We start from the raw sequence: 11,853 nt of genomic DNA, 5'->3' as shown, positions 1-11,853 counted from the left end.
CCCTGACCTCAATAGCCTGTTTTTCGATAAAAATACGATAGTAAGTAATTACTTACCACCAGCAGCCGTTATTGTCCGTGAGGCCAGATCCAATTGTTGACCGGCTACTAGCAAATGTACCCGGAAGTTCTGCCCACTCACTGGCTCACCCCGCCTGACTTGGGCGAGGTTGCTTTCCTGCAGCTCACTACCATCCACTGCCATCACCACCCCATCGCCGAATACTTCCGCGTAGCGCCCGCCCCGGATGATAATACCGGTTTCCTCGGCCAGCCCAACCCCCAGGCAGGTGGGGTGCATGAGTAACGCATGCGCCAGCCGCCCGAAGCGCCCACGCTCCACAAAGTGCTGATCTATAACAAGCTCTGACACGAGGCCCAGGCCGGCACTGGTTTGCGTGCCACCCTTGCGCAGGGCTCGCCAGCCGTAGCCCTGCACCACCATATACTCAGGCATGACGGCGGCGCCGGCGCTAGTGCCTGCAATAATGAAGTCCGCATCCTGCTGATACCGCTCCCGCAGAACGCGTAGAAACTCGGTTTCCTGCAAAAAATCGGTGATGCGCTCTTGGTCGCCGCCGGAGAAGAACACAAGGCCTGCCCGCCGCAGACGGCGCAGCGTATCGGGGGCATCGGCGGGGCAGTTTTCATTGATGCGTAAATGGCAGGCACCGGTGCAGCCAAGCTCACGCAGAGCCCGCACGTAGGCCCGGCCCGAGCGGGTATCGTCGCGGGAAGCCACAGTAATAATTTCAACCGGCACGCTAATATCCGGCAGCAAGTCGCGGAGCAAGGCCAACATGCCGTCATCGTCGCCGCCACCGAGGGCTACGAGTGTACCGAGAGGCGAAGCAGCGGAGTGGTGGGCCATAAGAGGAAAGCAAGAAGGGGGCTAAAAGTAGGCAGTGAGCCGGACTGAGGAACTGCGAGCAGGCTGGGAAGGTTACGGTTGAGCTTGGGACACCGACTGATTTACGCTGCGTAGCTCACAACCGGCCCCTACCCCTCTCCCGTACGTAAAGGCTCAGAAATATCCTGTTCAGGCTACCAACCCGGACCGGAAAAGGCTACTTTTGCGCGCCGGTTCGGCGCTCCTCACCAATTCCCTTCTGCCTAGCGAAAAACACCCCTCTTGCAGTTCATGAATCAGCACCCGACTACCGACCACATTACGTCCCTGATTCAGGAGGGCGAGTTTTTCAAACTCAAGGAAGTACTCAAGCGCTTCGAGCCGAACGAGGTAGTAGAGCTGATTGAACAGGAAGAGGAACGCGAGCAGCTGATTATTTTTCGGCTGCTGCCCCTGAGCCTTGCTACTGAGGTATTCGAATACCTCGACCTCGAGATTCAAAAGCACTTTCTGGCCAACCTGAGCCAGGATAAAATAGCCGACATTCTTAACGAAATGTCGCCCGACGACCGCACGGCGCTGCTGGAGTTCCTGCCCGATGACCTGGTGCGGGAGCTGATCCAGACGCTTTCGGAGCCGGAACGCCGCGTGACGCTGGAGCTGCTGGGCTACCCTGAGTACTCGGTTGGCCGCCTGATGACGCCCGACTACATTGCCATCCGCGAAAACTGGACCGTGCAGCAGGTGCTGGACTACATCCGTCGCCATGGTGGACAGTCGGAAACGCTGAGTGTGATGTACGTGACCGACGAGCGGGGCGTACTCATTGACGACATTGGCATTCGGGAGTTTCTGCTTTCCCAGCCCGACCGGCGCGTAAGTGAGCTGATGGACCGGCGCTTCGTGAAACTTAACACGATGCAGGACCAGGAGGCGGCCATCGATGTGTTCCGGAAAAACGACCGGGTAGCCCTACCCGTCGTCAACGACGAAGGTGTGCTGTTTGGCATTGTGACCATCGACGACATTCTGGACATCCGGGAGGAGGAAGATACCGAGGACATCCAAAAGCTGGGCGGCTCCGAAGCGCTCGACGAGCCTTACCTGGCCACCTCCATCTGGAGCATGGTAAAGAAGCGGGCCGGCTGGCTTGTGATTCTGCTGCTGGGCGAGATGCTAACTACCTCGGCCATGCACCACTTCGAGGACGACTTGCAGAAGGCGGCGGTACTGGGCTTGTTTATTCCGCTGATTATTTCGGCCGGCGGCAACGCGGGTTCTCAGGCTACCTCGCTCATCATCCGGGCCATGAGCCTGGGCGAATTCTCTTTGTCGGACTGGTGGCTGGTGATGCGCCGTGAGCTGCTCTCGGGCCTGCTGCTGGGCGGTATTCTGGGAATAGTAGGTTCTATGCGCATTGTGCTGTGGGCCACCGTAGTAGACCCTGGCTACTTCGGGCAGTACTGGCAGCTGATTGCCGTGACGGTGGGCTTCTCGCTGTTAGGTATTGTGCTATGGGGTGCCCTGGCCGGGGCCATGCTCCCGATGCTGCTCAAGCGCCTGGGCCTGGACCCCGCTACGGCTTCGGCACCTTTCGTGGCAACGCTCGTGGACGTTACCGGCCTGATTATTTACTTTTCGGTAGCTACCTCTGTGTTAAGCGGCACCTTGCTGTAGGCAGCCTTTAGCTCGTTGATTATGCGCGGTATTCTGCTCCTGCTTGCTACTTCGGGTGCACTGCTGCTTGGGGGCTGTGCTGCCGTAGGTCGTTTGCCCACCTTAGAACCGGGCGACTATCAGGTATTCCGCACCAACGACCCGGCCCTGGCTGCTGCCATAGGCCAGGAGCGTGCCTTCTACGTGGAGCAGCATCAGGACTCGCTGACGTTCGTTTCTCAGCAGGCCGCAGACGCCACGCCGCGCCGCTTCAACTACGGCCTGCGCCGGGGAAACCACGTTATCCTGCTCAACCGGAAGTTTGACCTCGACGTTTTCACGATTCCTTTTAAGGCCCGGCCACCCCAGGGCCCGGTGCCGGTGCAGCTGAACACCAATTTCAACGCGGCCCTGTACTTCGGGCGGCGGCTCGACTTTTATCATGTGAACAGCAAAGCGCTGTTAGCCGGGCGGCATGAGCCCCAAGTCCGAACGGTAGGCTTGGGCTACGGTCTGTTCACAGGCTTGGGGTCAACTATCATTAACGCCGACGTCACCAACCAGCAAACCCGCGTGGCAGAGTATGAGGGTTTTGTAGTACATGCTGGGGCAGCAGCCATCTACGATGCCCGCATCTTCAATCTGGGTTTGGCCGTGGGGGCCGACCAACTGTTGGGCCCTGATGGCAGCTTCTGGATTTATCAGCGGAAACCCTGGTTTGGCGTGCTGTTCGGGTTGGACCTGAACTGAAACCTCTGGCAAAGGGTTAGCGTCTTCTTATCTACCCTAACCCACGCCTGCTTATCGGCTTCTTTGTACATGCTGCTGGACGAACTGCAATCCTCCCTGGGCAAAACCTACCTTACTATTCATTACCGCCCCGAGGGCCCCTGGATTCATGCCGACTGGATTGGCTACCCCACCGGTACCAGCGTACTGCACGGAGCGCTGGCCTACCTCGACCACATGAAAAGCCAGGGCTGCCACGCCGTGCTGAACGATAACCGCCGCCTGGTAGGCCGCTGGGACGCTTCCCTAGAGTTTCTGGAGCAGCAATGGATTCCGCGTGCTATTGCCAATGGCTTGCGCTACTGGGCGCACCTCGACAACCCCGGTTCCTTGTCCGAATCCTCGGCCGATGCACTGCGGGCACGGGTAAGGGACCGGTTTGAAATTCAACTGTTCGAAGACCAACTGCAGGCCGAAGACTGGCTACGGGAGCGGTTGCGCCAGCAATAAAGGGTAGGCGCTTGCCGAGCTTCCGGTCCTGCTAGGCGCTCTTAATAGTCAACCCGGCCACGGTTGGCTTTCTTGTCGCCGTGCTTTCTCTTGGATTCGAGGCGCTGACGCACGGCCCCCTGGCTGGGCCGGGTGGCTTTACGGGCTTTGGGTTTGTGCAGGGCTTTCTGCAGGGTTTCGTAGAACTTGCGCAGGGCGGTTTCCTTGTTGCGCAGCTGGCTTCGGTCTTCCTGAGCTGCTACCAGCAACTCGCCCTCGGTAGTCAGGCGGGAGGCCAGCTTCTGCAGCAGCGTTTGTTTCTGCTCGTCGGTGAGCAGCTCGGAATCCGGAATGCGGAAGCGCAGCTCCACCCGGCTTTCCACTTTATTTACGTTCTGGCCGCCGGGGCCGCTGCTACGGCTGGTCTGGAAGGAAAGCTCGGGGAGGAAGGCGTCGGGTGGGGGCAGCATTGGTGAGGAGGTCAGGGGTAGGGAATAGAGGCAAACGGATAGCTTAGCTGGCGGTTTCGGGCGCAAAATGCAGCATTTTCCAGAGCTGCCAGCCCAGCAGCAGCGCCCGGAGGGTCCAGGCCAGGGTGCGCGGCCAGTTAGTACGCACCAATCCATCGATGGCCACGTAGTCGTAGCCCTCGGCGAGGCGATTATGGAAAGGAACCGAAATAAAGAACGTAGCAGCCCACACCAGCACTACCAGCAGCAACTGCCACCACCGGCACAAGCCCAGCTCATGGCCCTGCCAGGCTAGCGCCAGGGCCAACAACAGCTCCAGCACCATCGGCCCCACCACCAGCCAGCTAATACGGCGGGAATGCTGCCGATGAAAGCTGATGAAGGCCTCCCGGTCGGCCTGCGCGAAGCCGGGGTAATGCACCAGCTGCACCGTCCAGATAACCCCGGTGAGGTAGGCAGCCAGCAGAAAGTTGAGCAGGAGTAACTGGGGCAGATTCATCGGCAGGCAACGGCAAGGAAGGAACGGCTGTCTTTTTGCCTACGTGAACCGGCTGGTTCGCGCTACATTCGCCTACCTGTTCCTTTTTACCAAACCCTTCATGAACTTCTCCCCTACTCTGCGGCCCTGGCTGCTGGTGGCACCTTTGCTAGGCTTAAGCCTGGCCAGCTGCCAGCCGGGCGGCGGCTCGGCCTCCAACCAGCCTGATCTTATTCAGGCCAACCTTGATACCACTGTGCGCCCCGGCGACGACTTTTACACGTACGCCAACGGCACCTGGTTTAAGCAGCATCCTATTCCGGCTTCGGAAAGCAACTGGGGCATTGGCAAGGAAGTGCAAAACGAAATATATGCTCGCCTGCGCAAGCTGAACGAGGAAGCTGCCGACACCAAATCGGCTAGCGGCTCCGTGCGCCAGAAAATTGGCGACTTCTGGGCTACGGGCATGGACAGCGTACGCATCAACCAGCAAGGCGTGGCGCCGCTCAAGGCGGAGCTGGCTCGCATTCAGGGCATGAGCTCCATGGCCGACGTGCAGGCCACCATTGCGCACCTGCAGACCATTGGCGTGAATGCGCTTATCGGGAGCTATGTGGGCCAGGATGCCAAGAACAGCGACAAAATGGCCCTGCAGCTGTGGCAGGCGGGCCTGGGCTTGCCCAACCGCGACTATTACTTCAATAAGGATGCCCGTACCAAAAACATCCGCCAGGAGTACAGCAACCACCTCGTGAAGATGTTCACGCTGCTGGGCCAGGATGCCACTACCGCCCAAGTTAGCGCCAACCGGGTGCTGCAGCTGGAAACCCGGCTGGCCGGGGCCTCGCGCAAGCTCGAAGCCCTGCGCGACCCTTACGCCAACTACAACAAAATGGCGGTTTCGGGTCTGGACAAGCTCACGCCCGGTATCACCTGGAAGCCCTGGCTAACCCAAATGGAGCTAAGCCAGGTTGATACCGTAATTGTAGGACAGCCCGAGTTCTACCGCGAAGCTGGGCGCCTGCTTACCTCCGCCCCCCTCGACGATTGGGAAGCCTACCTGCAGTGGCAGCTGGTGCACGCCTATGCCCCTACCCTCAGCCAGGACTTCGACAATGAGAATTTCCGCTTCTACGGCACCATTCTGCAGGGAGCTAAGCAGCAGCGGCCCCGCTGGAAGCGCGTGCTCGATGCCGAGGAAAATGCCATTGGTGAGGCCCTCGGGCAGTTATTTGTGAAGGAATACTTCACCCCGGAAACCAAGGCCCGCTACGAGCAGCTGACCGAAAACGTGGTAACGTCCTTCCGGGAGCACATCAACGCGCTGGACTGGATGAGCGACTCCACCAAGAAGAAGGCCCTGGTGAAGCTCACCAAAATCACCCGGAAAGTAGGCTACCCCGATAAGTGGAAGGACTACTCTACCCTCCCGATTGACCGCAGCTCCTACGCCCAAAACGTGATGCGGGGTAATCTGTGGGCCTACCGCTACAACATCAACAAGCTAGGCAAGCCCGTTGACCGTACCGAGTGGGGCATGACGCCCCAGACCTACAACGCCTACTATAACCCCAGCAACAACGAGATTGTGCTGCCGGCCGCCATCTTCGCTATTCCGGGCCTGGTAGATGCCAACGCCGACGATGCCATCATTTATGGCTACGCGGGGGCGAGCACCATTGGCCACGAACTGACCCACGGCTTCGATGACGAGGGGAGCCAGTTCGACGACCGGGGCAACCTGCGCAACTGGTGGACCAAGAAAGACCGGCAGCTGTTTCAGCAGCGTGTAAATGGCATTGTGCGCCAGTTTAACGGCTACACCGTCCTCGATTCTTTGCACATCAACGGCAAGGCCACGGCCGGCGAGAACATTGCTGACCTGGGCGGCATCGTCATTGCGCTGGATGCGTTCAAGAAAACAGAGCAGTACAAGAAGGGCGAGAAAATTGGGGGCCTTACCCCGCTGCAGCGCTACTTCCTTGGCTATGCCCTAGGCTGGCAGGTGCACCAGCGCGACGAGCGTCTGGCCCAGGCCATCCTCACCGACGTACACTCCCCGGCCCAGTTCCGCATCAATGGCCCCTTCGCCGATGTGCCGGAGTTCTACGAGGCCTTTGGGGTGAAGCCCGGCGACAAGCTCTACCGACCCGATTCGGCGCGGGTTAAAATCTGGTAACCCTACCCCTTGTTCACTTATGAAACGGCCTTCTGCGTGATGTAGGAGGCCGTTTTATTTGATGAGAGGGGCGCCTTTCCTTATTCGTTCTTATAACTTGTAAAAACTATATTTTGAAAGCTTGATACGCTTAGTATTCAGTGGGTGGAAAAAGATTATTTTATTCTATTCATCTACTTCATGTTCAGTAGCTTAAATATCAATACTGATTTTCTAATATTCTTTTGCGAATACAGGCAACGGTTGGGAAATTAAGACCATCTTATCACCGAATGTTCCATCTTAACCTGCTTGCTGTCATGAAAATCCTTCGCTTACTCGTGCCGGGGCTGTTGCTTGCCGTGTTGCTGTTATCAGGCTTTCGGGCTGAGGCCTCGCGTGAGGTCCGTTCCGTCGATGCGTTTACCTCAGTGAGCTTGGGCGGCTCCATGCGGGTAGTACTCCGTCAGGGCAGCCCGCAGCGGGTGGAAGTGGAAGGCGACGCCACTGACCTCGCCCACCTGGAAACCGTAGTGAGCAACGGCAAGCTGCGCATTAACACCAAGAAGGAAGGCTACTTCAGCTCCTACAACTACAAGGGCAACGTGACAGTGTACGTGACCATGCCCGTTATTAAAGGACTGGCCGTGGGGGGCTCGGGCAGCATTAAAGCCGCCGACCCCATTAAGGCCGATAACCTTGGGCTAGCAGTAAGCGGCTCGGGCAGCATTCAGCTCAGCAGCGTTACAGCCAACAAAATCGACTCTTCCTTGTCGGGTTCGGGCAGCATTCAGGCCGCTGGGGCTGCCTCAGCCCACGACATCAGCGTGAGCGGCTCGGGTGGCGTGCAGGCTCCCAAGCTCCAGAGCAAAACGTGCAGCGTAAGCATCAGCGGCTCGGGTAACTGCCGGGTGCAGGCCAGCGACATGTTAGCGGCTAGCATTGTGGGCTCCGGCGACGTGTACGTAACCGGCAATCCGCAGGTGAAAAGCTCGGTGGTAGGCAGTGGCCGCGTCCACCGCGAGTAGCCGGTTACTACCCCCATCGTTAAGAGCAAGGCCCCGATTACCAACTGGTAATCGGGGCCTTGCTTTGTAAGGAATTGTTGGCGAAATGACTACCGGATTTCCAGGCGCTGCGTGATGGTGCCTTGGGCCGAAGTGAGCCGCACGATGTACACCCCGGTCCGGAGCTGGCGGGTTGGGAACGTGTGCTCTTGACTGGCAGCAGCCGACAGGTTCTGGCTGTACACGGTCCGGCCCGTAAGATCTAGCACCTGTAGTTGAGCCGCAGCAGCAGCCTCCTGCTCCAGGCGCACAGTGCAGGTGCCCGTGGCCGAAGGGTTGGGGAATACGGTCAGTTGGGCTTCCTTGGCGGCTTTGTTCCACCGCACCGTTACTACCCCCGACAGATGCTCTGAACCATCGGTATCAAGCTGGCGCAGGCGGTAGTAGCTCAGGCCGCTAAGGGGGGCCCGGTCGGTGAAGGAGTAGGACTGCCGACGGTGGGTACTGCCCGCGGCCGCTACCCGCCCAATGGGCTCGAACACCTGCCCGTTGGCCGAGCGCTCCACCACGAAAGCGGCGCTATTCAACTCCACAGAGGTTTCCCAACTAACGCCTACCCCCGCCGCACCGGCCTGAGCCTTGAAAAGCGACAGCACAACGGGCAACGGCGCATCGGAACGCGACGAGCACAGGCTGGTTACGGGCACTACCTGGCGGGCTATGCCGGCCGCCGTATTTTCGTATTCCAGGCGCAGCACGTTGGTGCCCACATTGTCGCCGTACACCACCAGCATATCGTGCAGGCCGGCGGTAAGGGTAGCAGTAGCCGTGAGGGTAGTAGCGGGGTGGCCGCCCCGGTTATCAATGAGCGCATTCTCGATGGTAGGACCGAGGGCCGCGCCGTCCAGCCACATCAGGGAGCCGTCGTCGGAGGTGAGGTAGAAAGTATACTCGCCGGCCGTCGGAATCTGAATGCGACCCTGGAACCGGGCACTGAAGCCATCGGGGTTTTCCAGGGGGGTAGTGGCCACGTCGGTCAGGTCGCCCCAGCTGTCGGCGCTGTCAAAGTTCAACTCGTTCTCGGTACGCGCCATCAGTACCGGCGCCGTATTGAAAAAGGAAATGTCTTCGTTGAAATAGCCGGCGTAGTAAGTAGCATATAGGCCGGAGGAGGCCACGGTTCCGCTAAGCGAGAGGCCACCGCAGCCAGTTGGCGCAGCCGGAGCCACTACCACCGACAGCGCGCGGCTGAAAACACTGGTGCCTTCAGCGTTACGTGCCGCCACCGAAATGGGGTACCGGCCCATTGCTACCCCACTTTCTACCGAAACCTCGCCGGTTTGCGCGTTGATGGCAATGCCCTCGGGCAAAGCCTCGTCGTTTACCATAGCGAATCCCGTTATGGGTGAGGCGCTCGTGACCGTAGGCATGCCGGAAGTGCTTCTGGTGCCAATGGCTAGGCGCAGGGTGCTGGAGCGGTAACGCAGGGTAGTAGGGGCTACCACGGCCGGCTGCGCCGAGGTGCAGAATAAACCGGCTGGTACTACTTGCCTGGCAATGCCCAACCCTGCGCTTTCGTACTCCAGCTTCAGTTCATGCAAGCCGACTCCGTCGCCGTAGAGGAGTTGGAGGTTGTGCAGGCCGGCGCTCAGCGTTACGGTAGCGGCTATGGTTTGTACCGCACGGCTGCCCCCATTCGAAACAACGGCTTTGTTCAGCGTCGGCAACGCAGCCAGGGCTTCGTTGCCAAGCCAGAGGTAGGAGGCATCGTCGGAGGTGAGATAGAAGGTGTAGGTACCAGCCTGCGCCAGGTAAATACTACCCCGGAACCGGGCGCTGAAGTTGTTGAGGCCGGCCGCCGTGCTACCGGCTACAGGCAGTAGGTTGCCCCAGCTTTCATCGGTAGCAAAGTTGAGCTGGGCATCGGTGCGCACCAGGCCGGGGGTATTGTTGGTAAAGAACGAGACGTCATCGGCAAAATACCCTGCAAAATATTCGGCATAGAGCCCGGCCGTGGCCGGCTGCCCGCCAGGGTTGGTGCCGCCGCAGCCGCTGGGCAGCGGTGCGGTTACCACAAACTGGAAGGCGTTGCGGAAGATGCTGGTGCCGTTAGCATTGGTGGCCGCCACCGCTACACTATATGAGCCCGAAGGCACAGCAGCACTGATTGCCAGGGCCCCGGTAGCAGCGTTAATGCTGATGCCGGCAGGCAGGGTGCTGGCATTGGCAACAGCGTAGCTGGTTACAGCGCTGCCCCCGTCGGTTACGGAAGGCGTGGCGCTAGTGCCAGTGGCGCCGGGTGCGGTAGTTAAGGAGGCAGGGCTATACGCCAGGCTGCGCGGACTAAGCGGCGCGGGCTGCACGGCCGTACACAGCACTGAGGCGGGTACCACTTGCCGCGTAATGCCAGGCCCATCGTACTCCCACGTCAGGGAATTGACGCAGCAGGAGGCTCCGTAGTGAATCAGTACGTTGTGCAGGCCCGCCGACAATGTTACCGTGGCAGCTATGGTCCGGACGCTGTGCCCGCCACCATTGTCGATGAGGGCTGTAGCCGAACTGGGGGGTAGGGCCACGGCTTCTCCATCCAGCCAGAGGTAGGCGCCATCGTCGGCGGTTAAGTAAAAGGTGTACTCGCCGGGAGTTGTAATGCGGAGGCTGCCTCGCAGGCGGGTGCTAAACGACTCCGGAGCGTCCGCCGTGCCGCTGGCCACAGGTAGCAGATTGCCCCAGCTGGCAGAGGTAGGGAAATCGACCTGAGCTACTACCTGCTGTTTGGCTGGCAGGTTCTGCAGGTCGCTGAAAAACCCTTGGTCATCGTCAAAATACCCGCGCCAGTATTCTGCATACAAGCCATTAGTGGCAGGTTGGCCGCTGGGGTCAGTGCCGGAACACGTTTGGGCAAGGGCCACGCGGCCGTTGAACACCAGTAGTAGGACCAGTCCCATCAGCCACCAGCCCATGGAACGTCCATCGGATAAAGTAAAGATGTTTTTCATCTTACTATGATTAGGTATAACAAAACCAACACAATCCAGACGGGAAAGGTAGGCGTTATAAACTTAATTATTGAATGATTTCTATTTTATATTGTATTAATTATGAAAGGCTGATGTAATTATTCCAAGCGCTGTGCCCAGATAGTAAGCCACAAAACTCCCTCTAACGCTTCTAAAGCACGAAAACGCTTTACTTCACTACATCAGAAAAAATAGGGCAAAACGAAATTTGAGGCGCAATAGCCTATATGCAACCTACACTGACACCGCTTAACTCCCCTAACACCTCTACGCTACCAACACAAGAATAACACAAGCAACTAGCACAAACCCAAAGCAGGCCCACTGACTTCCTCCTGAAGAGGGCTTTGAGTCAGGGGCCTGCTTTGGGTTCGGGTTTCCGCGCCGTTAAAAGTCAAACAAACCGCGCCGGGTGTTTTTCTTGGGCTTCAATTTTTCCTTCTTCTTGTCTTTGTCGCCGCCAAACATACCGTTGAACAGCCCGTTATTCTTTTCCTTCACGAAGATATAGCGCACAGAAAAAGCCGTAGGGAAACGAGCCCAATCATCGGAGTTAAACTCTACAGTCGGCTTGAAATCGAGGCTGAGCACGAACGAGGTAAACGCAATTTTATACTCTACCCCCGCCAGCGCGTCGAGGCCCCCAAAACCTCCGGTGTCCTTGTTATTGCCTAAGTGGCCACCAGCCCCAAAGTAGTAGTTGAGGCTGGGCCCCAGGATGCCGAAGTGACGCTCAGCCAGCAGCGTGGCGCTTACCTCCCTTGAGCCTACCAGCGCCAAGCCTTCGAGGGTAGTTTTGTCGAGGATTTTCTGCTGAACCGTGAGGCCATAATTATTTTTGCTGAGGCGCAAGCCAGCGGCAGTGCGGTACTTCTGGGCCTGAGCCGGCAGGGCCAGGCCCGCGCTGGCCAGCAGAAAAGTTGCTACCAGGCACCGGGAGCGAAGAGAGAGGGGAAACATCATAATCTTATAGCAGAGGCCCTTAACCCCAACAACT

10 protein-coding genes are annotated in these 11,853 nt (G+C 58.6%); 5 read left to right on the top strand and 5 right to left on the bottom strand.

Translation table 11 applies throughout. The annotated features are described in order from the left end of the window. Positions 1-48 precede the first annotated feature (48 nt). Positions 49-870, bottom strand: a complete 822-nt coding sequence (locus DNI29_RS14785; RefSeq protein ID WP_110978895.1) for a cyanophycinase — start codon at positions 868-870, stop codon at positions 49-51. Positions 871-1,140: 270 nt separating this feature from the next. Here DNI29_RS14785 and mgtE point away from each other — a divergent pair, with 270 nt between their 5' ends. From mgtE to DNI29_RS14770, 3 genes are all read left to right on the top strand, one after another. Continuing rightward, a complete protein-coding gene (mgtE, locus tag DNI29_RS14780; RefSeq protein ID WP_110978894.1) occupies positions 1,141-2,526 on the top strand; it encodes a magnesium transporter in 1,386 nt (461 codons plus the stop codon). A gap of 21 nt (positions 2,527-2,547) precedes the next feature. Then, positions 2,548-3,255, top strand: coding sequence for a hypothetical protein (locus DNI29_RS14775; protein ID WP_110978893.1), 708 nt, complete (start codon positions 2,548-2,550; stop codon positions 3,253-3,255). 69 nt (positions 3,256-3,324) lie between these two features. Beyond that, positions 3,325-3,744: an STAS/SEC14 domain-containing protein gene (locus DNI29_RS14770; protein WP_110978892.1), complete on the top strand. Its 420-nt coding sequence runs from the start codon at positions 3,325-3,327 to the stop codon at positions 3,742-3,744. A 41-nt stretch (positions 3,745-3,785) separates the two neighbouring features. On the opposite strand, the gene arfB is transcribed toward DNI29_RS14770, so the two are convergent. After that, the gene (gene arfB, locus DNI29_RS14765) at positions 3,786-4,193 is read right to left on the bottom strand and encodes an alternative ribosome rescue aminoacyl-tRNA hydrolase ArfB (RefSeq protein ID WP_110978891.1); all 408 of its coding nucleotides are present in this window, start codon (positions 4,191-4,193) and stop codon (positions 3,786-3,788) included. Between the two features lie 43 nt (positions 4,194-4,236). Next, positions 4,237-4,692, bottom strand: coding sequence for a hypothetical protein (locus DNI29_RS14760; RefSeq protein ID WP_110978890.1), 456 nt, complete (start codon positions 4,690-4,692; stop codon positions 4,237-4,239). A gap of 100 nt (positions 4,693-4,792) precedes the next feature. On the opposite strand from DNI29_RS14760, the gene DNI29_RS14755 reads away from it, so the two are divergent. Further along, the gene (locus DNI29_RS14755; RefSeq protein WP_110979109.1) at positions 4,793-6,850 is read left to right on the top strand and encodes a M13 family metallopeptidase; all 2,058 of its coding nucleotides are present in this window, start codon (positions 4,793-4,795) and stop codon (positions 6,848-6,850) included. A 299-nt stretch (positions 6,851-7,149) separates the two neighbouring features. Continuing rightward, positions 7,150-7,857, top strand: coding sequence for a head GIN domain-containing protein (locus DNI29_RS14750; RefSeq protein ID WP_162303622.1), 708 nt, complete (start codon positions 7,150-7,152; stop codon positions 7,855-7,857). An 89-nt stretch (positions 7,858-7,946) separates the two neighbouring features. Here DNI29_RS14750 and DNI29_RS14745 read toward each other — a convergent pair whose 3' ends face one another. Together DNI29_RS14745 and DNI29_RS14740 are read right to left on the bottom strand one after the other, a co-directional pair. Further along, a complete protein-coding gene (locus DNI29_RS14745; RefSeq protein ID WP_110978888.1) occupies positions 7,947-10,835 on the bottom strand; it encodes a PA14 domain-containing protein in 2,889 nt (962 codons plus the stop codon). 408 nt (positions 10,836-11,243) lie between these two features. Next, positions 11,244-11,819 (bottom strand): hypothetical protein, encoded by a 576-nt coding sequence (locus tag DNI29_RS14740; RefSeq protein ID WP_202910471.1) that lies wholly within the window; start codon positions 11,817-11,819, stop codon positions 11,244-11,246. Positions 11,820-11,853 lie beyond the last annotated feature (34 nt).

Source organism: Hymenobacter sediminis, from assembly GCF_003231285.1.
Taxonomy (GTDB): domain Bacteria; phylum Bacteroidota; class Bacteroidia; order Cytophagales; family Hymenobacteraceae; genus Hymenobacter; species Hymenobacter sediminis.
The sequence above is the reverse complement of the archived record's forward strand: the minus strand, read 5'-3'. Positions and strand labels throughout refer to the sequence as shown.

Coding starts and splice junctions, on each gene's coding strand:
- DNI29_RS14740 (WP_202910471.1), bottom strand. CDS start 11,819: ATGATGTTTCCCCTCTCTCTTCGCTCCCGGTGCCTGGTAGCAACTTTT.
- DNI29_RS14750 (WP_162303622.1), top strand. CDS start 7,150: ATGAAAATCCTTCGCTTACTCGTGCCGGGGCTGTTGCTTGCCGTGTTG.
- DNI29_RS14760 (WP_110978890.1), bottom strand. CDS start 4,692: ATGAATCTGCCCCAGTTACTCCTGCTCAACTTTCTGCTGGCTGCCTAC.
- DNI29_RS14755 (WP_110979109.1), top strand. CDS start 4,793: ATGAACTTCTCCCCTACTCTGCGGCCCTGGCTGCTGGTGGCACCTTTG.
- DNI29_RS14770 (WP_110978892.1), top strand. CDS start 3,325: ATGCTGCTGGACGAACTGCAATCCTCCCTGGGCAAAACCTACCTTACT.
- arfB (WP_110978891.1), bottom strand. CDS start 4,193: ATGCTGCCCCCACCCGACGCCTTCCTCCCCGAGCTTTCCTTCCAGACC.
- mgtE (WP_110978894.1), top strand. CDS start 1,141: ATGAATCAGCACCCGACTACCGACCACATTACGTCCCTGATTCAGGAG.
- DNI29_RS14775 (WP_110978893.1), top strand. CDS start 2,548: ATGCGCGGTATTCTGCTCCTGCTTGCTACTTCGGGTGCACTGCTGCTT.
- DNI29_RS14785 (WP_110978895.1), bottom strand. CDS start 870: ATGGCCCACCACTCCGCTGCTTCGCCTCTCGGTACACTCGTAGCCCTC.
- DNI29_RS14745 (WP_110978888.1), bottom strand. CDS start 10,835: ATGAAAAACATCTTTACTTTATCCGATGGACGTTCCATGGGCTGGTGG.